18 protein-coding genes, 1 pseudogene and 1 riboswitch are annotated in these 22,627 nt (G+C 61.7%); of the genes and pseudogenes, 9 read left to right on the forward strand and 10 right to left on the reverse strand.

The window, feature by feature from the left end; genetic code table 11:
* Positions 1-66: 66 nt before the first annotated feature.
* Entirely contained in the window at positions 67-2,472 is a 2,406-nt protein-coding gene (locus CAI21_RS19100) for a TonB-dependent receptor plug domain-containing protein (RefSeq protein WP_116303761.1), read from the reverse strand.
* Positions 2,473-2,742: 270 nt separating this feature from the next.
* Here CAI21_RS19100 and CAI21_RS19105 point away from each other — a divergent pair, with 270 nt between their 5' ends.
* The 3 genes from CAI21_RS19105 (at position 2,743) to CAI21_RS23385 (ending at position 4,081) form a co-directional block, all read left to right on the forward strand.
* A complete protein-coding gene (locus CAI21_RS19105) occupies positions 2,743-3,459 on the forward strand; it encodes a hypothetical protein (RefSeq protein ID WP_116303762.1) in 717 nt (238 codons plus the stop codon).
* A gap of 29 nt (positions 3,460-3,488) precedes the next feature.
* Complete coding sequence (locus CAI21_RS19110; RefSeq protein ID WP_147305177.1) at positions 3,489-3,764, forward strand: hypothetical protein; 276 nt, start codon at positions 3,489-3,491, stop codon at positions 3,762-3,764.
* Positions 3,765-3,940: 176 nt separating this feature from the next.
* Positions 3,941-4,081: a hypothetical protein gene (locus tag CAI21_RS23385; protein WP_181919539.1), complete on the forward strand. Its 141-nt coding sequence runs from the start codon at positions 3,941-3,943 to the stop codon at positions 4,079-4,081.
* 133 nt (positions 4,082-4,214) lie between these two features.
* Here the strand turns inward: CAI21_RS23385 and uca are convergent.
* The 6 genes and pseudogenes from uca to CAI21_RS19140 all read right to left on the reverse strand — a co-directional run bounded on the left by uca (position 4,215) and on the right by CAI21_RS19140 (position 12,112).
* Positions 4,215-7,801, reverse strand: a pseudogene (gene uca / locus CAI21_RS19115) (urea carboxylase).
* Between the two features lie 156 nt (positions 7,802-7,957).
* The gene (locus CAI21_RS19120) at positions 7,958-8,608 is read right to left on the reverse strand and encodes an urea amidolyase associated protein UAAP2 (protein WP_116303764.1); all 651 of its coding nucleotides are present in this window, start codon (positions 8,606-8,608) and stop codon (positions 7,958-7,960) included.
* 5 nt (positions 8,609-8,613) lie between these two features.
* Positions 8,614-9,336 (reverse strand): urea amidolyase associated protein UAAP1, encoded by a 723-nt coding sequence (locus CAI21_RS19125; RefSeq protein WP_116303765.1) that lies wholly within the window; start codon positions 9,334-9,336, stop codon positions 8,614-8,616.
* On the reverse strand, positions 9,333-10,151 hold the full coding sequence (locus CAI21_RS19130; RefSeq protein WP_116303766.1) for an ABC transporter ATP-binding protein: 819 nt from the start codon (positions 10,149-10,151) through the stop codon (positions 9,333-9,335). The genes CAI21_RS19125 and CAI21_RS19130 overlap by 4 nt, the downstream gene beginning before the upstream one ends.
* On the reverse strand, positions 10,148-10,969 hold the full coding sequence (locus tag CAI21_RS19135; RefSeq protein WP_116303767.1) for an ABC transporter permease: 822 nt from the start codon (positions 10,967-10,969) through the stop codon (positions 10,148-10,150). Before CAI21_RS19135 ends, CAI21_RS19130 begins: the two co-directional genes overlap by 4 nt.
* A 60-nt stretch (positions 10,970-11,029) precedes the next feature.
* Complete coding sequence (locus tag CAI21_RS19140; RefSeq protein ID WP_116303768.1) at positions 11,030-12,112, reverse strand: putative urea ABC transporter substrate-binding protein; 1,083 nt, start codon at positions 12,110-12,112, stop codon at positions 11,030-11,032.
* A gap of 51 nt (positions 12,113-12,163) precedes the next feature.
* Positions 12,164-12,261, reverse strand: a riboswitch (guanidine-I (ykkC/yxkD leader).
* Between the two features lie 496 nt (positions 12,262-12,757).
* Between CAI21_RS19140 and CAI21_RS19145 the strand changes: the two genes are divergently transcribed.
* The 5 genes from CAI21_RS19145 (at position 12,758) to CAI21_RS19165 (ending at position 19,350) form a co-directional block, all read left to right on the forward strand.
* Entirely contained in the window at positions 12,758-14,446 is a 1,689-nt protein-coding gene (locus CAI21_RS19145) for a methyl-accepting chemotaxis protein (protein ID WP_116303769.1), read from the forward strand.
* Positions 14,447-14,735: 289 nt separating this feature from the next.
* Positions 14,736-15,893, forward strand: a complete 1,158-nt coding sequence (locus CAI21_RS19150) for an ABC transporter substrate-binding protein (RefSeq protein ID WP_116303770.1) — start codon at positions 14,736-14,738, stop codon at positions 15,891-15,893.
* A 216-nt stretch (positions 15,894-16,109) separates the two neighbouring features.
* A complete protein-coding gene (locus CAI21_RS19155; protein ID WP_116303771.1) occupies positions 16,110-17,336 on the forward strand; it encodes a HAMP domain-containing protein in 1,227 nt (408 codons plus the stop codon).
* Positions 17,333-18,046, forward strand: a complete 714-nt coding sequence (locus CAI21_RS19160) for a methyl-accepting chemotaxis protein (protein ID WP_116303772.1) — start codon at positions 17,333-17,335, stop codon at positions 18,044-18,046. Before CAI21_RS19155 ends, CAI21_RS19160 begins: the two co-directional genes overlap by 4 nt.
* Positions 18,047-18,255: 209 nt before the next feature.
* Positions 18,256-19,350: a GGDEF domain-containing protein gene (locus CAI21_RS19165; protein WP_116303773.1), complete on the forward strand. Its 1,095-nt coding sequence runs from the start codon at positions 18,256-18,258 to the stop codon at positions 19,348-19,350.
* A gap of 36 nt (positions 19,351-19,386) precedes the next feature.
* Here the strand turns inward: CAI21_RS19165 and CAI21_RS19170 are convergent, their stop codons facing one another.
* The 3 genes from CAI21_RS19170 to CAI21_RS22965 form a co-directional block, all read right to left on the reverse strand.
* Entirely contained in the window at positions 19,387-19,788 is a 402-nt protein-coding gene (locus CAI21_RS19170) for a HEPN domain-containing protein (RefSeq protein ID WP_116303774.1), read from the reverse strand.
* On the reverse strand, positions 19,754-20,314 hold the full coding sequence (locus tag CAI21_RS19175) for a nucleotidyltransferase domain-containing protein (protein ID WP_116303775.1): 561 nt from the start codon (positions 20,312-20,314) through the stop codon (positions 19,754-19,756). The genes CAI21_RS19170 and CAI21_RS19175 overlap by 35 nt, the downstream gene beginning before the upstream one ends.
* Positions 20,315-20,448: 134 nt before the next feature.
* Entirely contained in the window at positions 20,449-20,628 is a 180-nt protein-coding gene (locus CAI21_RS22965; RefSeq protein WP_116348414.1) for a hypothetical protein, read from the reverse strand.
* Positions 20,629-21,497: 869 nt separating this feature from the next.
* Here CAI21_RS22965 and CAI21_RS19185 point away from each other — a divergent pair.
* Entirely contained in the window at positions 21,498-22,163 is a 666-nt protein-coding gene (locus CAI21_RS19185) for an OmpW/AlkL family protein (protein ID WP_116303777.1), read from the forward strand.
* Positions 22,164-22,627: the final 464 nt, after the last annotated feature.

Consider the following 22,627-nt stretch of genomic DNA (forward strand, 5'->3'; position numbering starts at 1 on the left):
GCAGCCTCAAAGCGGCTGCGGGAGGTTTAAGGAAATAGGGATGGGTTTTCTTAATCCGGCCGCAAGCTAAAAGTGCAGAGTGCTGCTCAGCCAGTACTGCCGGCCAAGCTCGAACGGCGAGTACTGGTCTTCCGGCGCTTGGCGGTTGTTGAATAGGCTGAGCACTTCGGCATCGATCTGTAAGTTGATGCGCTCGCCGAGCGGAGGCCGCCAGGAAACGGCAAGATCGACGGTCGCGACGTCGTTGACGCGTTCCTCTGTGAATACGTCGAGCCCGGTTTCGGGGTCGGCCCCCCACTGACTCACCACGCGGTCGTAACCGGCAACATACTGGAGCACGACGCTGCCGTGCAGATGCAGACTCGGCCAGCGGTGGAGGTAAGCTAAGTTAGCTTCCCAGGGGCGGTTATAGTCCTGGCGCGGCAGTTCGGAGCGATGGATCACGTCGCCGTCGAACACGACGTTCTCGGTTTGCTCGCCGAAGTTGGGGTCGTAGCTGACATCGCCGCTGCGCGTGTCTTGCCAGGTAACGTTGGCCAGAACCGAACGGTTGCCCCAATGTCCGCGCCAGTTCAGACGTACCGATTGGTAGTCGGTTTGACCGTTATTGGTGATTGGGCTGTCCAGACGGTTGTCTTCGCCGATGGAGTCGTCGCGGAGGAATTCGTCGCGATAGCGTCGCGCGACGTACTGGAGGTCGATAAGGCCTGCCCGACCAAGGCGCTGCTCGACCCCGAGCGTGTACTCATCGGAGTAAGGTGTGCGCAAGTTACTGTCGAAACGAAAGTTGGGGAAGGCCTCGCCGGTTCGCGTCCATTCGCCCGGCGTCCCGTTTTCCAGCTCCCGCTCTTCATTATAGATGGGGTTGCGGCCTTCCCGGAGTTTAAAGCCGAGAAAGCTGCGGCCGTAGTAGCGCGCTGCGCCGGCTTTGAGCGTGGTGCGGCGATCGCCAAAGAGGTCGTAGCGCCCGTATAGGCGAGGCGCGAAGTCGTGGTTATCGAGCAGCCCGTTGTAGTCATAACGCAAACCGGCACGAAGTAACCACCGGCCAACGGCTATCTCGTCTTCAAGGAACAGCGCCACGTGCGCTTGCGAAGCGGTGGTGCTGCTGTCCGGCGTGAAAGTGCGTCCTTCTATGAATTGTTCGCCCTCGATACAGGCCGGGTCGTTCGCCGCGCATGCGTCGGGAATATCGCCCGAGCCAACGCTGCTGCGACTGGAGCGGGTGTAGTTGACGGATTCTTCGACGTCGAATCGCGCCTGTGTATAGCCGAGTTCGCTGCCGATGGTTAAGGCGTGATGGGTGTTGCCCCACTCTATGGGGTTCAAGGTGAACGCGCTATGGGATTCGATGCCCTGCTCGTACTTGTCGATGTTGCCGAAGCCGCCTTCCGTACAGAAGCTTCCGGCGGTGCAGTCTGCCTTGCTGTCGACGGCCGCCCAGTTGAAGCGGTTGGAGTCGGAGCGGCGCCTGTTCTCGGAGCGATGAACGCCCACCCGTAACTCTAGTACGCCTTCCGTTGTCGGTAACGTGAGGCGACTGTTGAGCCCGGTACTGATGTTCTGATGGTGCAGTGTGACGTCCGAAGGGTCGTAGTTGTTGGGGGCGGCAAAGTCGGTCGCCTCATACGGCGCGTGTATGGTCGAGAGTTCCAGTAGGCCGTTGTTCGCGAGATCGTACTCGAGCTTGCCGAACAGGCTATCGCTTTGGTTCCGCTCGGTCGCGGTGCGACCGTCTTCCTGGTTGGACGCATAGTCGACGCGCGACTCAAGCCGGCTTAAGGAGATCAGACCGCGCGCGTTATCGCTAAGCGGGCCGGAGTAGAGAAAACTCCCTTCCCACTTGCTGAAACTCGGCTCGTTGGCCGCGGGGCCGGCTTGATTACGGGAAAACTCCGACCAGTCCGGGCGTTGCCCCCCAAAACTAATACGGCCGGTCGGCTCGGCCGCCGCCGGAATCGTTTCCGCGTCCACCACACCGCCGCTAAAGCCGCCCTCGGTGACGCGAATGTTGCTGTCGCGGACAGTGACCGAGTCGATCAGGTGGCTTGGCAGAAATTGCCTGTTTTGGTGGCCCGGCGTGTCATACGGTACCGTCACCCGATCCCAGCCCGGGTCCAGCAGGCTGTCGTTGGCGAAGCCGTCGATTTGGAACCGGTTTTGATAAAAACGGCTACCGGAAATGGAAATCCGCTCCGGATCGATCTCGCCGGCACGATCGGCGCTACCTGCGCGCTGGCCCGTTTGAACGCCGGGCGCTAGCCGGAGCACGCGGCTAAGGCCGCCGTCGCCTCGGGGCAGTCCTTCCAGGTCCGTGCTCGAAAAAATGGTTTCTCCGTCCTTGGCGAGAAAGGGCGTGACCAATATACGCTCAAGCGGTAACGCGGTATCGTTGCCGATCTCTTCGGCCAAGGCCCCAGGGTATGGAAGCGCCAAGGAGGTTGCGGCGACCATAAAGAACCGTCTTATCATTATTCTCACCTGTTATGATATAACATATCGTTTTTCGATTATACATGGACTGTCAAGCGTTGCCTGGGGTTAGCGAAACGGTACCGAAAGCGCAACGCCGGTGTCGGTATGCCTGCCAGGGAGGCGACAGCCGGCGCCTAAGCAGATCTTCCTAGAAGGGCTAGCCCATCCGGGGCATCGTCTCTCACCCGATCAATAATCTAAGGTGTTTCTCACGCTCGATGCGCCCGGGCGGATGCCATAAAAGAAAACTCAATTAGGGAGAGCCTGATGTCAAAAGCAACCATCGCCGCGAGCGGGCTGGTGGCCGTTACGCTGGCAGCCAGCCCGGCGCTCTGGGCGGATAGCGCTGTTCCTCATCATTTTCAGGCAGGCAATACTGCTGTGGCCGCAGAGGTAAATGAGAATTTCGAGGCACTGATCGGCCACATACAGGCCCTGGAGCAGCGTATCGACGAACTGGAAAGCGAACTGAAGCAAGTTCAGAACAGCGATGCCATGGCGCTCAATGACGTCATGGCGATCATTCCCGACCCCCATGCCGCTCAGGGGCAGACGGTGCGTTTTAGCGGCGTCAATCTGCAACTGGTCAATGGCCAAGGCAGTACGGCAACCGCCAATGGGCTCGGCAACTTGATTCTTGGCTACAACGAAGCGCGGCAAGGCGAGCCAACCTGCTCGCTGGGGCGGCGCTTCAATAGCGCGGAAGCGGATGCAGAAAGCCTCTGCATCGGAGCGGGGGGAACCTGGGCGGTTAGCTTCAAGCAGGGGTCGCATAACCTAGTGGGGGGGCAAGGAAATGCCTATTCCGGGTACGGAGGCTTAGTGCTGGGGCAAAACAATGCGGCTACCGGGGCTTTCTCCGCCGTGGCTGGGGGGCGGAATAATATCGTTGCCGCGGAGCACAGCGTCATCGTGGGGGGGGCGATAATAAGATCTCGGGGAAGGCGCGGGGCACGTCCCATACTACCGGCAGCCGGGCGGTGATTGTAGGTGGCTATCACAATGCTGTGCTCGTGGGTAATCGCGTTGCAATTGTGGGGGGCAACCGTAACCGCATCGAGGCCGATACCGGCGGGGGGAGTGCGCGCGGTGCGACAGTACTGGGCGGTGCTTCCAATACAGCTTCGGAGCAGTTCAGCGTAGCGGTTGGCGGCTGGAATAATAGGGCCAGCGGCGACCACTCGGTGGTTGTCGGGGGTGGGCAACATAATGAGGCCAGTGGCCCCCGCAGCGTGGTTCTTGGCGGTGGCGGCACCCACGCCACGGATGCGCAGGAGATCGCACCCTAGCGGCCGATCGATAACACAGCCGTGGGCGCACACAAGCCCGCTCAAACGGAGTGCCCCTTCCGGCCGTGGCCATTGCCGGTCCGCCGTACCTTGCCAGGAACCGGAAGCAGGGCTCTGTACAGGCAAGTCTAAGCGGGAGGGCGTGCCCCTAGCGGCAAGAAAGCAAGGAGACGACCATGTACTTCAAATTGGCGGTTACTCTGCTGTGTCTGTTACTGCTGGTCGGCTGCGATAGAGGCGGCAGTTCCGGCGGCAATACGCCGGAAGCCGGGTCGAACTGGGACGAAATGGAATGGGACCGCGGCGAATGGCAATAACGAGCGTCCGCTTGGTTTTACACTTGATCTATCGACCAGCCGACGGCTTCGCTCAAGCCGATCTCTAACGAGATCGGCTCCAAAGCGGGTAATACTGGGCCGGCCGGTACACGCTACCGCCACTGTTCTCGCTTCACGGCTCGCCGATGACCAGCAAGGTCTGGCCCGGCGTGACCTGGCCGCCCTCGCTGCATAGCACACGCTTGACGATGCCGTCGCGGTCGGCGACTACGCTGATCTCCATCTTCATCGACTCGATAACGATGAGCGGCTGGCCCGCCGTTACCGCCGTGCCCTCTTGCAGCGGAATCTGCCAGACGCTGCCATGGACGTGACTTTCCACCGCGCTCTCCCCAGCGCCGAGCGCCACCGCATCGGCGGCCTCGGGAGCGGCATCGGCCTCGGCGATGTAGTTGGCCTGCCCGGTGGCGATCCAGCGCTGGCGCTCGGCCTCGAACGCGGCCTGCTGGGTTTGCTTGAACTCGCCGATGCTGGCGGCGTTGTCGGCGAGGAACCGGTTGTAACGCTTGAGCGAGAAGGTGGTCTCTTCGATTTCGATGTGGGCGCGGCCGCGCGGGAAGTCCTCGCGCAGGGCGAGCAGCTCCTCTTCGCTCACCTCATAGAAGCGGATTTGGTCGAAGAAGCGCAGCAGCCAGGGCTGTTGGAACTCGGGCGTGGTGTGGTAGCGGCTCCATACTTGTAGCGTGCGGCCGACGAACTGATAACCGCCCGGTCCTTCCATACCGTAGATGCACATGTACGAGCCGCCGATACCCACCGCGTTCTCCGGCGTCCAGGTGCGCGCGGGGTTGTACTTGGTGGTGACCAGGCGGTGGCGCGGGTCCACCGGCGTGGCGAGCGGCGCCGACAGGTAAACATCGCCCAGGCCCATCACCAGATAAGAGGCGTCATAGACGATACGTTTGACTTCCTCCTCGCTCTGCAAGCCGTTAATGCGGCGGATGAACTCGATATTGCGCGGGCACCAGGGGGCGTCCTTGCGCACCGACTGCATGTACTTCTCGGTGGCCAGCCGCGTTTGGCTGTCGTCCCAGGCCAGTGGCAAGTGGACGATGCGGGAGGGCACCTCGGCGTCGGACAGGTCCTTCAGCTCGGCCTCGGCCTGCTCCAGGATGTCGAGCAGCCGCGTCAGCGGCAGCCGGCGCGGCTCGTAGTGGATCTGTAGCGAGCGCACGCCCGGCGTCATCTCGACGATGCCGGCGATGCCTTGCTCGGCCAGCCACTCAAGCAGCGCCTGGACGCGGAAACGCAGGTTCAGATCGAGCACGAGGGGGCCGTACTCGACCAGCAGGTACTTATCGCCCGAGGGGCGATAAGTCACGCCCACCGGATGCTCGCCGGCGGGTTTTTCCTTCAGTACCGGAGTGACGATCTCGACCGGCTCGACGGCGGTGGCGGCCGGGGCCAGCTCGGCGACGGCGCGATCCTGCGCACGCTCAAGCCGGTTGGCGTCGGCCATGCTCACCGGCACGAAGCGCACCATATCGCCCGGGCGCAGCTGGCCGAGTTTCCACAGATCGGCGCTGACGACGGTGGCCGGGCAGACGAAGCCGCCCAGGCTCGGACCGTCGGGGCCGAGGATCACCGGCATATCGCCGGTGAAGTCGATGGTGCCGATGGCGTAGGCATTGTCGTGGATGTTGGAGGGATGTAGCCCCGCCTCGCCGCCGTCCTCGCGCGCCCACTCGGGTTTGGGGCCGATCAGGCGCACGCCGGTGCGGCTGGAGTTGTAGTGAACCTCCCAGTCGGTATCGAAGAAGGTCGCGATGTCCTGCGGCGTGAAGAAATCCGGCGCCCCGTGAGGGCCGTAGAGGGTGCGCAATTCCCAGTGGCTGCCGTAGTCGGGCACGAGCCCCGGCGCCGGCCGTGGCTCGCCGCCGAGTTGCTGCTCGCTCACGTGCAGCACATCGCCGGGGCGCAATACGCGGCCGCCGTGGCCGCCGAACTGGCCGAGGGTGAAGGTCGAGCGGCTGCCCAGATACAGCGGCGCCTCGATGCCGCCTTTTACCAATAGATAGGCGCGGGCGCCGGCGCCGTCGATGGCACCTATCTTCAGCGTCTGCCCGCGCCGCACGGGCACTGGTTGCCAGTAGGGCAGCGGCTCGCCGTCGAGGGTGGCCGGCATAGCGGCACCGGCGAGCGCAATCACGCTGTCGCAGTTGAACTTCAGGGTCGGGCCGTTGACGGTAAGCTCCAGCCCCGCGGCGCCCGCCTCGTTGCCGAGCAGACGGTTGCCGATGCGGAAGGCCAGGCTGTCCATCGGCCCGGACGGCGGCACGCCGATGTCCCAGTAACCGACACGGCCGGGCCAGTCCTGGAGGGTGGTCTGGGTGCCGGCACTGAGCACCTCGACGGTGGCGGCGCGGTAAGAAAAGCCGTTCAGGTAACGGGTGGTCTGGCGGCCGTCGGCGAACACCGAATCGCGGGTGACCTGGCGCAGATAGTCGAGGTTGGTCTCCAACCCCGCGAGGCGGGTGGCGGCCAACGCCTCGTTAAGGCGCGCGATGGCGGCCGCGCGGTTGTCAGCGTGGACGATGAGCTTGGCGATCATCGGGTCGTAGTATGGCGAGATCTCGCTGCCGCGCTCGACCCAGGTGTCGACCCGTACGCCCACGGGGAAGGCGACCTCGGTGAGGGTGCCGGTGGAAGGTTGGAAGTGCTTGCCCGGGTCCTCGGCGTAGAGGCGCACCTGGATCGAGTGCCCGTTCGGCGCCCCCGGGCGTAGGGTGTCGAGATCCGGCAGATCGCCGGCGGCGCCGCGCACCATCCACTCGACCAGATCCACGCCGGTCACCGCTTCCGTCACCCCGTGCTCGACTTGCAGCCGGGTGTTTACCTCAAGAAAGTAGAACGCGCCGCTGGCAGCGTCGAAGATGAACTCGACCGTGCCGGCGGAGCGGTAATTCACGCGCCGCCCGAGCCGCTCGGCGGTGGCTAGCAGCTCAGCGCGAACGCCGTCCGGGATGTTGGGCGCCGGGGTCTCTTCGACTACTTTTTGATTGCGCCGCTGCAGCGAGCAGTCGCGCTCGCCGAGCGCGATCACCTTGCCCGCGCCGTCGCCGAACAACTGCACCTCAATGTGCCGCGCCTGTTCGACGTATTTTTCGAGGAAGATGCCGTTATTGGAGAAGTTGTTCTGCGACAAGCGCTTGACCGAACCGTAGGCATCCTTCAGCGCCCCGGCGTCGTAGCACAGCTGCATGCCGATGCCGCCGCCGCCCGCGGTGCTCTTGAGCATGACCGGGTAGCCGATCGCCGCCGCCGCGGCAAGTGCGGCCTCCACCGAGTCGAGCAACCCGGTGCCCGGCAGCAGCGGCACGCCGCTGTGCTCGGCGAGTTCGCGCGCGGTGTGCTTGAGACCGAAATCGAGCATCTGCTCCGGCGTGGGGCCGATGAAGGCGATGCCGGCGGCCTCGCAGGCGCGGGCGAAGTCGGCATTCTCGGACAGAAAGCCGTAGCCGGGGTGGATGGCATCGGCGCCGGTGGCCTTGGCCGCCTCAAGGATGCGTTCGGCAACAAGGTAAGACTCGCTGGCAGCGGCCTCGCCGATGCAGACCGCCTCGTCGGCTTGAGCGACGTGCAGCGAGTGTTGGTCGGCTTTGGAGTAGACGGCCACCGAGCCGACGCCAAGTTTTTTAACGTGCGGATGATTCGGCAGGCGATGGCGCCGCGGTTGGCGATCAGTACCTTCTTGAACATTCGGCTGTCTCGCGAAATCGGGTGGCGGGTCGTCCCGCCGAAATACGGAGTACGCACGGGGCCGTCCCCGGCGTGGGTTCGTTTCGGGCCGCTGGGCGGCGGCCGTTCGCGGCTTGTGAGGGTGTTCGCAAAGCCCGGTTGGGTGGGCCGTGCGCATCAATCCCAGATCAGCATCTCGACCGGGGTCGGGTTGTAGGCGTTGCAGGGGTTGTTCAGCTGCGGGCAGTTGGAGACCAGCACCAGCACATCCATCTCGGCGCGCAGCTCGACGTACTTACCCGCGCCCGAGATGCCGTCCTCGAAGGTCAGCCCGCCTTCGGGGGTGAGCGGGACATTCATGAAGAAATTGATGTTGCTGGTGAGGTCGCGCTTGCTGATCCCGTAGCGATCGCACTCGCCGATGATGGAAAGAAAATTGTCGCGGCAGCTGTGCATCGATTTCTTGTCCAGCGCGTAGCGCACTTGGTTGGACTCGGCTGCGCAGGCGCCGCCCAGCGTGTCGTGGCGACCGCAGGTGTCGGCAACGATGGTGAGCATTACCCGCCCTTCGTTCGACATGAGCTTGCTGCCAGCAGTGAGGTAGACGTTGCCCTGGGCGTTGATGGTGTCGATTGCCGAGTAGCGCTCCTTCGGGTCGGCTAGGCTGAAGAACAGCGTGTCCACCGCCTGATTGCCCTCCAGGTCGAGGATGCGCAGCGTCTGGCCGGTCTTGAGTTCCTTGAGCCACGGGTCGCCGCCGAGCACGATCTCGCGGCTGACGGCGTTCTTCGGGTCGCGCTTGCTCTCGGTGAGGTTCTGTCCGCTCATGCTGTTTACCCCTGACAGTTGTAGATCGCGGCGTTTTGGTAGGCGCGCTCGTTTTCCGGCCGGAAGTTGCGGCAGTAGTCGTCCTCGGCGACGGGCGCGGCGCGGAGGATGTCGAGCTGCACGGATCGGGGTGCATACTCAGGGCTCGGGTCGAGCGGATGCTGTGCGGTGTTGAGCACCACCAGGGTGTCCATCTCGGCGCGCAGCTCGATCATCGCGCCGGCCTTGGCGTGCGCGGGGTCGAACGTGAGGTTGCCGGCGGCGTCGACGTACACTTTGCTGAAGAGGTTGAGGTTCGGCACCAGATCCCGCTTGCCCAGCCCCCACTTGCCGAGTTCGATCAGAAACAGTTCGCGCCCATTGCGGTAGAAGTCGTTGCGCGCCGTTTGATAGGTGTTCCGGCCCCATTTGCGTGCCACCAGGGCGGCATCGCTCATGCCGCCGATGGTGTCGTGCCAGCCGGCGGTGTCCTCGACGATCGAGAGCATCGCGCGCCCCATGTCCGAGTACAGCATGTTGCCGCGGCCGAGCTTGGCGGTATGCTGCCCCTTTAGGGTGTCGGACATGTTGTAGCGTTCGAGGTGGTTGTGCGGGTTGAACAGCAACATGCCGACGTTCGCGCCGCCGCTGGGGTCGGTCAAGCGCAGGGAAAAACCGCGCTTTATGACCTGCGACCAATAGCGCCCGCCGGGCACCGTCTCGCTATGCACGCATTCGCGCGTCGTCATGGTTTATCTCCTTCGTTCTTAGCCTGCACGGTCTGCGGGCCGGGCTCCGGCGGCAGACCGATGTTGTTGCGAATCTCCCGGTACAGCCGCGGGTCGGTCTGACCGATGGGGATGTCGTAGGTGATGTTGGCGCCGTAGGCGCCGGGGGCCTGCGGGTCGTGGCGGACCTTGTCGAACACCAGCAGGCGGGTGCCCAGATAAAACCCTTCCTTTAGGTCGTGGGTGATCATGAAGATGGTCAGCCCGGTGCGCTCCCACAGCGTTAGGATCAGCGCGTGCATGTCCTTGCGGATGCCCGGGTCGAGGGCGCCGAAGGGCTCGTCGAGCAAGAGGATGCGTGGCTTTTTCATCAATGCCTGGGCGATAGCGAGCCGCTGCTGCATGCCGCCGGAGAGTTCGGCAGGGTATTTGTTGGCCGCGGGCGCCAAACCCACCGCGTCCAGCATCTCCAGCGCCTGCGCGCGCGCTTGGCGCCGCGCCTTGCCGAACAGCTTCCCAAGCAGCGGCGAGCGTTCCAGTTCGGTGCCGAGCATGACGTTGCCGAGCGCGGTCAAGTGCGGCATCACCGAGTAGCGCTGGAACACCACGCCGCGGTCCGGCCCCGGCTCTGCGGCTAGCGGCTCGCCGTCGAGCAACAGTTCGCCGCGGCTGGGGGATTCCTCGCCGAGCAGCATGCGCAGAAAGGTCGTCTTGCCGCAGCCGGAGGCGCCGACGATGGTGACGAACTCGCCCTCCTTGACGTCCAGGTTGATGTTCTCCAGTACCACCTGGTCGTCGTACTGTTTCCACACGTGTTTGAGGCGGATAGCGCTCATCGGGACCTCCCGCTCTGGTACCAGGGGAAGAGTAGGCGCGAGGCCAGCCGCAGCATCAGGTCGAACAGAAACGCGAGCAGGGTGATCCAGAGCACGTACGGCAGGATGGTCTCCATGTCGAGGTAACGCCGGACCAGGAAGATGCGATACCCCAGCCCTTCGGTGGCGGCGATCGCCTCGGAAGCGATCAAAAACAGCCAAGCCGCGCCCAGCGACAGCCGCACCGCATCGAGCAGGCGCGGCAACACCTGCGGTAGCACCACACGCAGCGCGATCTGCCAACTCGATGCGCCCAATGTTTGAGCCTTAGTGAATTGCTCGCGGGGCAGCTCCTCCACCCGCTGCTGCAAATCGCGCATGATGAAGGGAGCGGTGCCGAACACGATCAACACCACCTTGGAGAGTTCGCCGACGCCGAAGGCGATGAACAGAACCGGCAACACAGCAAGCGGCGGGATCATGGAGAGCACGGCGACGAATGGCGAGAAGCTGTGCCGGGCGTAGGGAAGCATGCCGTTGACCATGCCGACCGCTAACCCCAACAAGGCGCTGATCAGCACCCCAAGGCCCAGCCGATAGAGGCTGGCCTGGGTGTCCAGCCAAAGTACGATGTCGCCGGTACGACGATTTTCCTCGGTGGCAAGGCGTTGGAAGTTATCGACCATGGCTGCCAACGAAGGCAGCAGCGGATCGTTGGGATTGTCCGCCAGCCGGGCCGCCGAGGCGGCCATGTAGACCAGCACGACGACCACGAAGGGCAGCAGTCCCAGCACGAAACCCAGCGGTTTGCCTGGCTGAAGGTTGATCAATCGTTTCATCGGGCACTCTCAGCTTGCGCGCGGGATGAGGCCGGGCGAGCGCTGCCGCCCGGGCGTGGCTCAAAGCTCGCCGTCGGCGGCCATGCGCATGTAGCGGTCGGTAAAGCGCAGGCGAACGTTCTGCTCGCTGCCCAGTACCGAACCGTCGGCGAACTCGATGCCGACGAAGTCCGCGCTGCGCGCCCGCTCCCCGAACAGCCCGTTCTCGAAAGCGAACCGGCGCACGCGCTCCATGGTGGTGCGGGGTTGGTCGCTGGCGGCGAAGTCGGCCGCCTCGCTGGCGCTGTAGAACATGTGCGTGCTGTCGAGCTGAGTCTGGAAGCCTGCCAGGTCGGTGCCGGCGGCCTCTGCCATGTGCTCGCGAGCCCGCTCGCCGGCGGTGTCGTCGCCGCTCATCACGCCCATGATTTCGTACCAGGCGCCGGCGAGCGCCTTGCCCAGTTCAGGGTGGGCCTGGAGCGTTTCGCTGTTGACTACGAGCAAGTCCATGATCTCGCCCGGAATCTGCGAGGAATCGAAGACGACGTTAGCGCCAGGCTGGCGGCGGATCTCGTTAAGCTGCGGGTTCCAGGCAACGGCGGCCTGAACGTCGCGCGAGGCAAACGCGGCGACCAAGTCGGCGTCGGCCGTGTTTACCACGCGTAGGTCGCGCTCGCGTAGGCCCACGCTTTCAAGCCCGCGGGCGAGCAGGTAGTGCGAAACCGACAGCTCGACCAGGTGGACCCGACGGCCCTCGATGGCCGCCAGATCGCTGCTGCCTTTGAGGACGATGCCGTCGTTACCGTTGGAGAAGTCGCCGACGATCAGGGCGGTGGTATCGACGCCACCGGCGGCAGGAATGGCCAGCGCGTCCATGTTGGTGACGGTGACGCCGTCGAAGCTGCCCGCCGTGTAGAGGTTGATCGATTCGATGTAGTCGTTGATCTGCACCAACTCGATGTCGATGTCGTACTTATCCGCCCACTTTTGGACAATGCCCTCTTGATCGCCGTAGCTCCATGGCATCCAGCCGACATAGATCGACCAGGCGATGCGGAAGCTCTCCCGCTCTTGAGCGGGGGCAGGGGAGGCGACAATGAGCGTCAGGGCGAGCAGAGCGCCGAACAGGCGGGTGGGGCTGAAGCGTCGATGTTGTCGAGTCATGGTGCCCTCCTGGGGTTACCGGAAAAACAAGCACGCGGAGAATCACTGTCGATCTCCCGGGCTTTTGTCCCTCCGTGTAACCTCCGAGGAGGTCGGCGGCTCTCGGACCAGCACCCGCGTCGCGGATCGGAACCCTAGCCACCCATTTACCGAATTGTCAGAAGCAAGCGCGGCCTTCCGCCAATGATTCTCCTGCTTCCGGTTCGACAGGAAGCAAGATAGGGGCCAGGATTTGAAATGTCTGGGATTACGGGAGGTTATTGTGCTTTTGGGTGGGCTGAGGTAAAGCTGGCGCGCACTGTTGTGGTGCGTTTGGCTGTTGAGGCGCACTGGTGTGGTGCCTTGAGCGGGTGTTGCGGCGGCGATCCCGGCTAAAGTTTCCGTGCTCTATGTCGATAGCTCTGGTGAGCATAGAGGCGCCCGTTACTCTTCGTTTTTTACGGGGGGAGGGCGCTTCTAAAATTATTATAAAGGGCAGTGCGGGCGATGATCGCGGCGTGTCGAGGCGGACCTTGGATCGACAACGCTGTTTGCTGATAGGGCTTGCAGGACGTGGCTTGTAGCTGATCGAGAAGCAATGGGTGCGCTGCGCATGCATAGCGCATGCTTTTACCTTATTCCCATCACGTTCTTTGCGGGGGTAGGATGAGAGTCACCATTCGCACGCGTATCTTACTTCTGGCCTTGGTTCCCCTCATCGTCGTCGCGACATTGCTCACGACCTACAACTTGCTGCAATCTCGTGCCACCGGTCAGCAGGCAGTCGATCGATTTGCCGAGCAGATGATGTCCGATCGGCGTCACGAATTACGCAATTACCTCCAGCTCGCTTTCACCTCGATCGAACACCTGCGCGAGCGGCCCGATGCGCTCACGAATCCGGAAGTGCAGGAGGAGGCCAAACAAATCCTGCGTCGGTTGCGCTTCGACGACGCGGGCGACATTGGCTACATTTTCGTCTACGACCGAAACGGGGTGAACATCGCGCACGGCGTAAACCCCGCGCTTGAGGGGCGCAACCTCATCGGATTTCAAGACCCTAACGGCGTGTACCTCATTCGGGAGTTGCTTGCGGCGGCGAACCGCGGTGGCGGCTTCGTCGAGTACGCGTGGGAGAATCCGGACCGTGCGGTGGGGCCGAAGCTAGCTTACGCCGCCATGCTCGAAGAATGGGGCTGGGCGATTGGTACCGGCTTTTGGGTCGAGGGATTGCACGAGCAGATCGAGGGGATCGAGAGCGGCGTGCATGAGGCACTCGGGGCTGCGTTCGTGCGCTCGCTCCTCGCCGCTTTGGGTTCGGTGCTCGGCATTGCCGCGCTGGCGGTGGTGGTGGCGCGTAGTATCAATGCTCCCCTGAGGCGTAGCTTGACGGCGATGCACGATGTTGCCCGAGGCGATGGCGATCTGACCCGGCGCCTGAATATCGATACACGGGACGAATTCAGAGAACTTGCCGGAGCGTTCAATGCTTTCGCCGATCAGGTCGGTGGGCTGGTGCGCGGTATTCGCGAATCGGCCTCGTCCATTACCGGCTCTACGCGCGAACTCAATCGCATCATGGAAGAGGTCGAGCGGGGCGTTAATCGGCAGCAAGACGAGAGCGCTCAGGCGGCGTCCGCTATCCATCAGCTTACCGCAGCTTCGCATCAGGTGGCGGAGAGTGCCCAGTATGCCGCTGTGGCTACCGATAAGGCCGAGCGTCAGGTCGAGGCAGCGCAAGCTCTCCTTGAGCGGGCGATTACGGTGATCAACGGTTTGGCGGATCGGGTGGAAACCGGGGTGAGCGTTGTCGACAAGCTCGGCGAGGAGTCCGAGAACATCGGCGGCGTGCTGGATGTTATTCGCGGCATCGCCGAGCAGACCAATCTGCTGGCCCTGAACGCGGCGATCGAAGCCGCGCGCGCCGGCGACGCCGGACGTGGGTTCGCAGTAGTGGCCGACGAGGTGCGCACACTGGCGAGCAGAACCCAGACGAGCACACAGGAAATCCAAGGCATGATCGAGCGCTTACAGGCAGGCGCACAAGAAGTAACGCAGGTTATCGAAGGCGTTCGCGATCGTAGTCGATCGACGGTCGAGGAAGCCCGCCAGGTGGAAGACGCCTTGGCGACCGTGCTCGATGCGGTGAACACGATCAACACCCAGAATGCTCAGATCGCCAGCGCGGCGGAAGAGCAAACGGCTATGTCCGACGCAGTCAACCAAAATATGCAGCAGATCGTCGCGATCATTGAACAAACGGGCAACGGCACGCGCCGCGTGGGGGAACATACCCGCTCGCTGGCTCAGACCAACAGCGAGCTGGCAGCGAAGGTAAGCCGTTACCGAATTTGACGCGGCTAACCGCCGCGGCGTGGGTTTCTCAGCGTCCTTTGACAAGGGTCAAGGCGCCGCTGGAGCAGTGTAAATTAGCGTTAACTTATGCAAAAGGTAACGCTCGCTCGGTTTCCAGCCGATGCTGGGTCTCAGCGCAAGGAGACTGGCCACGGTATTGCCACGCCAAGGCTGACAGAGCGTGCCTTCGGGTACGCGGGGTTCGTACGCAGTGTGCCTGTAGTAGGCCAGTTGCCCACGAATAGTCTGGATAACGACAAAAGCACCGATAGAGTGTTGGAGAGAAACTATGCGGCCTTTCCTTGTTCTCGTGGGAGCCCTTATCTGGCTATTACCGTTGCCAGCCCTGGCGGAAATTCGAGTGGGTATGGTGGCTCCTTTAAGCGGACCGGCCGCTTCGTTAGGGGTGGGCATGAAGCAAGGGATCGAGGCCCACTTCGCCGAAGTTAACCGAGCGGGCGGCATCAATGGTAAGCGGCTCCGCCTGGTGGCGCGGGACGATCAGTACGAACCGCAACGATCGGCCCCCGCGACCCGGGAATTGATCGAGCAAGAAGGCGTCGTCGCGATGATAGGCAATGTGGGCACGCCCACGGCCATTGTCACCATACCGCTACATAACCAGTACGAGACCTTACTATACGGCGCGTTTACCGGGGCTGGCGTGCTTAGACGCAATCCGCCGGACCGGTACGTCATTAACTACCGCGCAAGCTACTTTCAGGAAACCGCCGCTATGATCGACGGCTTGCTGGAGGCTGGCGTCAGACCTGACGAAATCGCTTTTTTCACGCAGAACGACGGCTTCGGCGATGCCGGTTATAACGGCGGCATGGCGGCTTTGCGCGAGCGTGGAATGGCCCATCCCGAACGCTTGGCTCATGGCCGCTTTACGCGCAACACGGTGAATATTCACCAAGGTTTGGCGACGATCCTGGAGGCTCCGGTGGAGCCGCGGGCGATCGTCATGGTGGGTACGTATGCTCCCATGGCCGAGTTTATTCGCGAGGCGCGCAAGGACCTTCCTAACGCCTTGTTTCTGAACGTCTCCTTTGTCGGTAGCCATGCACTTATGACAGCGCTGGGAAGCGCTGCCGAAGATGTTATCGTCACGCAGGTGGTGCCGCCCTACGATGCCGATTTACCCGCCGTTGCCGCTTACCGCGATGCGTTGCACCGCTATGACAGCGGCGCGAGCTTCGATTTTGTCTCGCTGGAGGGGTATCTGGCCGCCAAGCTTTTTACTGAGGCCTTGCGTAGAGCAAAGACCGAGCCGGACCGAGAGGCGATTGTCGAGGCCATGCTAAGCATGGGCGAGGTGGATTTGGGGGTGGGGGAATTACTCCACTTAGGGCCTGGAGATCACCAGGCCAGCAATGCGGTGTGGCCAACCCAGATTCGCAATGGCCGATTCGAACCCGTGAACTGGTCCAATCTGCTCGATTGAGCGCTGCGAGCGAGGAGCGAACATGCTATTGCAACTCAATGTACGGGGCATGCTGATCGGACTGTTCTGCGCCGCAGTGGGCGGGGCGTTGATCATGGCCTTCACCGGCTTGGCTTCCAACGCCCGGTTAGTCACGGCTCAATCTTACCTGCTTGAAGACATCCTGCCGCAGCAGACAGCAGGCCGGATCATGGCTAACGTCATGGGGGGTATGGGGTGCGCCACGCTCAACTCCTTGCCGTGGATACGCCGGAGGCGTTGGCGCAGGTTGCCGGAACTGCTTCTCTGGTCAGCGAGTTCGAGGCGGCCAGGAAACTCTTAGCGGGATACGACGGCGGTGGTAATGACGCTTTGTTGCGGGACTTGGACGAAGGTTATCGGGTGCTTACCACTGCCGACGCTTCGTTAGCGTCCATCCGCCACCGCTTGTTAGAACTCGATCAGGCGCTGGACAATCAAATAGCGGCTATGGAACGCCTGAGCGGGCAGGTTCTGACGAGTGCCGAGAACATGGCGGGGCGGGCAACCTTAGAGAGAGTCCGCGAGCGGCGCGAGCTGCGCTCGCAGTTGGCGCTTGTGGGGGACGATCCGGCTCGGTTACCGCCCGAGGTGATAGCCCGTCTAATGGAAGGACGGCTGGACGTGCCCCGCATCAGCGGCGAGGTACAAACGGTGGTGGTCCTGCTTGCCGACCTGGGGCGGCAGCTGCAATTGGCGGACAGTGCCGATCTGCTGGTCAGCATTCGCTACAATGAGATAGTGCAGGAGATTAACCGCGTACGCCAAGCGCTTGCGTCGATCTACAACTCGAATGAGGCAACATCCCAGCAGGCAGATTTGGCGCGAGAATTGGATACCGTGATCGAAAATTTGGCCGGCATCATGGTGTCGCGAGAAGACTCGGTCTACCACCTGCGCGAGCAATACCTTGCAGAGCAGAAAGCGCAGCAAAACGTACTGGCGGACGTAGTCTTGGCTATGGGTCAGATGCGCGATGCTCTGCGAGCGGTGGAAACATATAGCATGGCCGAAGCGGATCGGGCCGTACGGGAGGCGCAGGCGGTAGCCAGTGCCGGACGCGTGACGCTGATAGCCGTTACTTTGGTTGTAATCGCGGTTTTGGGGGTGTTTGGTTTCCGTACCATGCAGCGGGTCATCAAGCCCCTGGCAGAAATGCGGGATCAGATGAAAGCCATCAGCGACGAGGCGAGCCAAGCCGGCGATCTCTCCGTGCGCATCCACACCGGCCGTAACGATGAGATCGGGCAAACGGCGGAAGCCTTCAACAGCATGATGGCCACCTTCCAGGAAACCATTCGAGCGATTGTTCAGGCGGCCGAGGAGCTTAGCGGCGCCTCCAGCCGCTTGCAGGATCTTAGCAAATCCAGCCGTAGCGTTTCGGACAGCCAGCAGAACGAAGCCGAGCAAGTGGCCGCGGCATGAATCAGATGGTTGCCACGGTGCAGGAGGTGGCAAGAAACACACAGTCGGCGGCGGACTTGGCCGTCGAGGGGCTAACGGCCGTGAAAGACGGTAAGGCCGTGGTCACCGAAACCGCGCGCGCCATCGGATCGATGGCCGACGCGGTGACGCAGGCAGAGGCGGTAATCGCCCGGCTCAAGGAGCAGAGCGACAATGTGAGCGAGGTTCTGACCGTGATTCAGGCCGTGTCCGAGCAGACTAATTTGCTGGCGCTGAATGCGGCCATCGAGGCCGCGCGGGCGGGCGATCATGGCAGTGGCTTCGCCGTGGTAGCTGACGAGGTTCGTATTCTGGCGCAACGGACAGGGGCTTCTGCAAAGGAGATCGAGCAGCTTATTAGCCGCCTACAGGAAGGTGCGGACGAGAGCGTCAGCGTCATGCAGAGCAGTCGCAGTCAGGCGGAAAGCAGTGTGGAGCATGCCAAGCAGACTCGCGCTGCGCTGGATGTTATTAACAGAACGGTGACGCAGATCAGCGATATGAACACGCAGGTCGCCGGCGCTACCGAAGAGCAATCCGCGGTAGCCGACAAAATCAACGAAAGCGTCAACAATCTGAGCGATATTGCGCGGCAGACGGCTGCTGCTAACCGCCAACTTCTGGATGCCGGTAATGAACTGACTCGGCTAGCCACCCGTTTACGGGACATGTCGGGCCGTTTCCGAGTATAAGCCGCTTTCCCGAAGCCGGCGGCGGCAGCTTCGGGGCGTCGCGAGCTGTGCCAGCGGCTCGATAAGCGGTCTCCCTGGCTCTGCGAGCGGTTGTGATCTATCAAGCAAGAAACAAGTAAACCAGCTGTGCAGTCTTGATATACATCAATATATGGCTGCCTCAATGGCAGTAGCTTGGCGGTAAATCACGAAGAAGCAACAGCGCCGCCATGATCAACGACACGTCCGCTCCGAACGCCTTCGCCGCACTTGTATGGCCGCATCGGCATGCCGCCGATTTTACTGCCTCCCGGGCCAGCTATATTACCGACCGAGTCCGCACGCTGGCACTGGCGCTGGCGATTCTGCTTCCACTCTGGATACCGGTGGATTATCTACTGCTATCGTTCCCGGATTTTGTCGTCCTAGCCGGGTTGCGTCTGGGTATGGCCGGGCTGGCACTGCTGCTTTACTTCCTGTCGCCCTCGCGCGGAGGACGTCTAGCGGGCGCTTGGGGGCGGTTGGCTTTGTTGATGCTCATCCCGTTTTCGCTCTACGTCGCGGCAAGGCTACAACTTGGTCCGGCCGATGGCGACATGCTTTATGGCTATGCGTTTTTCCCCGTTCTGGTTGCGGCAATGTTGGCCGTATTTCCGCTAACCTTGCTCGAAGGCGTGCTCGTCGGGTTCCCTCTGCTGATGGGGTATGCGGTGGTGGAGGGGGTGTTCGGCGCGCCGGCCGAGCCTCACTGGCTCGGCATGTTGTGGTTGCTGGCATTAATTGTAGCGATCGGCGTTTGGACGCAGCTCAGCCAACTGCGCATGCTGCTCGACCTCTCCTGGCGGGCCACGCGAGACCCGCTTACCGGCGCGCTTAACCAGCGTAGCCTTGCCGAACGCCTACAAGCCGAACACGCGCGTTGGGAGCGGTACGGCCGGCCGTTGTCGGTTCTGGCGGTGGAACTGCGCTCGCTGGACACCGTTTTCCGGCAGCACGGTGCCGATATCGCTAACCGGCTGGTCGCAGAGGTAACCGAAGCGGTCGACAGGGCGCTACGCCCGACCGACCTCATCGGACGCTGGGACGACAACACCCTGATCGCCGTTCTGCCGGAAACGGAGGAAGCGGCGGCCCGACAGTTGGCCGCACGGGTTCGGGAGGTTTCGGAGCTGGCGAGTATCCGTCTCTCCGCAGGCGTTACCGTCCGCGGCGAGCAAAGAGTTGCCGTCGCGGTGCCTGTTGCGCAGGAAAACCTGACGGCATTTATGGCTCGCGTAGTCCTTACCTCCGGTGCTGGAAAAGCCGCCTCAACGAGCGCTGCCTGAGCGGCCCGAACGTTGTTGTTGTCGGCTGACGCGGCGTCAGGCTCGAGATTGATCGTCCGCCGCTTTCGCGGCGAGGGTCTCGATCTCCCGTCGGCATAGCTTCTCGGCGACCGCCAGCAGTTGCTTTACTCGCGGAGCGAGATAGCCCAGGTGCTCGTGGTCGACGTTGAAACCCATACGGTAGCGGCCGGCGATGTAGGCGTTGTCCAGCAGCTCGAAGAGATCGTGCTGTTGCTTGGTTTCCTGCGGGAAGATGTCGTGGAACACCGGGCCGTAGTCGGCCGCTTCTTCGGCGAGATACGCAAGTCGGTGTTCTTGCGGGCAGTACAGAGTGTGGACCAGCAGGATGCACTTGTAGGCGGCTTCGGTCGCCTGGTTGAGGTGAAACGATGCATGCCGGTAATTACCCTTCGCCGAAGCTGAACTCGAACGTCTTATAAAAGCCGCGAGCGTTTTTTAACCACTCGTCGCAGTAAGCCTCGGCGATCCGCCTCCGATCTTCCGCCGCCAACTCTCGTGGCTCGGCCAGCTCGACGCCGCGATTGTACAGGCTGCGGCCCTCGCGCTTGATTTCCAGAAAGAAGTACTGCCCCTCGCTGAGCATCTCGTTTACGTGCGAGAGGCGGTGGACGATGGGCTGGACGCGGGCGGAGAAATTCTCGGCGTTGCAGATCCGCCCGAGGCGATTACCGAGGCTGGCGTCGGATTCGGTCGTGCCGTCGTGGACGATGATAAGAAGATCGTAATCGGAAGCATGCCCCGACCAGCGGCCGGGCTTGAGGTCTTTTTCTTCTTTGTAATCGCCGCGGGCGTAGCTGCCGAACAGAATAATCATCAGCGGGTCGACGGCTTCGGCAATCAGTTCGACGATACGGTCAAGCTCTTTGCGCTTGGTTTCGGGTAAGTAGCCGAGGCCGTAGCGTATTTCCTTATGGTCCTCGCGGCCGTAATCCAGTGGCTTCATGTCCCGGCTCCCCCTGACACTTTCCACGCATAATGCCATGATCGGAAAACGAATTGTAGCGCCGGCTCGGCGGCTTGCGGGCAGGGCCTCTGCCGGTAGGACACGGCGCCCCGCTTGACGGGGCGCCGCATGACTTAGGTTCCGGTAACGATCAGCTCGTGGATTTGGACGTTATGAGCGTTTCGTTTGATGACGACACGCGCGTGGCTTGCTTGGCGTTCCTGATAGAACGTGCAAGCAATGCGACCGCTTCCGAGTTGCGATGAAAGGCAGTCGCTACTACCGATCCAAACGTTGATGGAGTCGAAGTTCACACCATCGCTGGAGAACTGGATTGATGTATCCAGGTTATTCGTCGCGTTGGTGTAGAGTTCAAAACCAGAGACGTTGTAAGCTTTGTCGAACTGAATGGTAATGTGATCGTCGACAACATTGCCGGACCAGAACCCCCCTCGGTTTCCCCATCGTTAACCAAGTAAGCATTGTCCGAATCGTAGGTCGCGGTCGCTTGCCCACCGTTTATTGCGGCTGCCACATTACGAGGCTCGGGCGGGGTTTGTTGCTTGCTTGGCTTAGAGGAGGACGAGTCCCCGTCGCAGCCGGCAATAGCCAAGGCGAAAGCTAAAAGGAAACCTATTTTTATCGTTTTCATCGTGATTTATACACACACAGATTGTTAGGTAGTGCCGGTGCTAAGCGCAGCGGCGTACGTGTTGTTTCGTACAAGCAAGCGAATAAAAGAACTTTTCCGATACCCCCCAAAGTGCTTTCGGCCAGCTCTTAATCGATCGTTCCCCATGGAGATAGGCGTTGCCGTGGCCGATGCACGAGCATGCCGGTCAGCGCCACGCGGCCGTAGGCCGCTTGCTGTATCGGCAGGTTTCTCGATAACTGAAGGCTTTTTTAATGTCGAGTCGGTAAGGCGACGACTACGGCGTCTGCCAAGCCAGCGTTTGCGGGGCTGTATACTTGGCTCCATACATCCACCGGCTTTTACTAGGATTGATAATCCAACACTTATTTGTTGATGAATATTATTTTTAATTACATCATTTTTGTATGTGATATTGATGTATATCAATGCCGCAGCGCAGCATACTCGTTAGCATCTTCTTCAACACGACTCGCCCGGCGCCGGCGACGAAACGACGGATTCTTTCACGTCAATAATGAGGTAGATGCCATGAAGAACTGGCAAAAGCAGATCGTCGCCGTCGCCTGTGCCGCCCTGGCAAGCACCCCGGCGTTAGCGCTGGAGCAGGGTGACTGGCTGGTTCGCGTCGGTCCGACCTGGGTGATCCCCAACGACGATAGCGGCGCCGTTAAGCCGCTGGGGCAAAAGGGTGTAGAGGTCGATAGCAGTGTGGCGCTCGGGGCCAGCCTCACCTACATGATCACCAACAACCTCGGCGTGGAAATTCTGGCGGCTACTCCCTTTAGCCACGACGTAAGCGGCAGCAAGGATCTTAGTGGCTTGGGCACCATTGCCGAAGTGACGCACTTGCCGCCGACCGTTACCCTGCAATATTACTTCAACGTTAGCGATGTTGTGCGCCCCTACCTCGGTGCCGGTATTAACTACACCGCGTTCTTCGACGAGAAGCTGCGGGCCAGCCCGCTTCGCGACGATATGGGCTACCGGAAAATCAGTCTGGACGACTCCTTTGGCTGGGCGGTTCAGGCAGGCGTCGACGTGCCGCTGCAGAATGGCTGGTTTGTGAATGCTGCGGTCTGGTACCTCTCCATCGATACCACGGCCAAGATTACCGGACCCGGCAACGATACTTTGAAAGTCGATGTCGATATTGACCCCTGGACGGTTATGGTAGGAGGCGGGAAACACTTCTAATAAGAATAAAAATAAATGCTCGCCCTCTTGCTTTTGGCTGCCTACGGCCTCCGTAGGCAGCCTTTTCTTTGCTTAAAATTGTATCCTCTCGTGCGAGGCTGTCTGATGCTTGCGGCGACTCGGCTGCTACATCCGCCGGTTCGAGCCGGGCCCGTCGTGTGAAGTATATGAGCGGACATTGAAAGAGAGTGCGCTCCGAGCGTCGAGCGCAAAACTGAATTAAGATGCCGCCGCGGTAGCGCATGAAGTTGATGTTTGCATTACGACTAGGGACGGTGGCCGGCCATAAAAGGGGGCGGCGAGCAATGGGAGCGCGAGCTCAATGCGTAACAAGACAAGGGCGTACCGGTGCCAGCATTACGGCTTGGCCGCCGTTTAAGTCGATTCGGTCGCCTCATAAAAAACGGCGCGACGACTCATCGCCCGTGCGGCGATTGTACGGCGGAGTATAGGCCGAGGCGGTG

Origin of the sequence: Alkalilimnicola ehrlichii, assembly GCF_003399765.1 — a bacterium.
Classification (GTDB): domain Bacteria; phylum Pseudomonadota; class Gammaproteobacteria; order Nitrococcales; family AK92; genus AK92.

Bases quoted from the DNA above. Each gene is read 5' to 3' on its own strand.
- CAI21_RS19175 (WP_116303775.1), bottom strand. From the start codon at position 20,314: ATGAAGCCACTGGATTACGGCCGCGAGGACCATAAGGAAATACGCTAC.
- CAI21_RS19165 (WP_116303773.1), top strand. From the start codon at position 18,256: ATGATCAACGACACGTCCGCTCCGAACGCCTTCGCCGCACTTGTATGG.
- CAI21_RS19140 (WP_116303768.1), bottom strand. From the start codon at position 12,112: ATGACTCGACAACATCGACGCTTCAGCCCCACCCGCCTGTTCGGCGCT.
- CAI21_RS19160 (WP_116303772.1), top strand. From the start codon at position 17,333: ATGAATCAGATGGTTGCCACGGTGCAGGAGGTGGCAAGAAACACACAG.
- CAI21_RS19135 (WP_116303767.1), bottom strand. From the start codon at position 10,969: ATGAAACGATTGATCAACCTTCAGCCAGGCAAACCGCTGGGTTTCGTG.
- CAI21_RS19130 (WP_116303766.1), bottom strand. From the start codon at position 10,151: ATGAGCGCTATCCGCCTCAAACACGTGTGGAAACAGTACGACGACCAG.
- CAI21_RS19150 (WP_116303770.1), top strand. From the start codon at position 14,736: ATGCGGCCTTTCCTTGTTCTCGTGGGAGCCCTTATCTGGCTATTACCG.
- CAI21_RS19185 (WP_116303777.1), top strand. From the start codon at position 21,498: ATGAAGAACTGGCAAAAGCAGATCGTCGCCGTCGCCTGTGCCGCCCTG.
- CAI21_RS23385 (WP_181919539.1), top strand. From the start codon at position 3,941: ATGTACTTCAAATTGGCGGTTACTCTGCTGTGTCTGTTACTGCTGGTC.
- CAI21_RS19125 (WP_116303765.1), bottom strand. From the start codon at position 9,336: ATGACGACGCGCGAATGCGTGCATAGCGAGACGGTGCCCGGCGGGCGC.
- CAI21_RS19105 (WP_116303762.1), top strand. From the start codon at position 2,743: ATGTCAAAAGCAACCATCGCCGCGAGCGGGCTGGTGGCCGTTACGCTG.
- CAI21_RS19100 (WP_116303761.1), bottom strand. From the start codon at position 2,472: ATGATAAGACGGTTCTTTATGGTCGCCGCAACCTCCTTGGCGCTTCCA.
- CAI21_RS19120 (WP_116303764.1), bottom strand. From the start codon at position 8,608: ATGAGCGGACAGAACCTCACCGAGAGCAAGCGCGACCCGAAGAACGCC.
- CAI21_RS19145 (WP_116303769.1), top strand. From the start codon at position 12,758: ATGAGAGTCACCATTCGCACGCGTATCTTACTTCTGGCCTTGGTTCCC.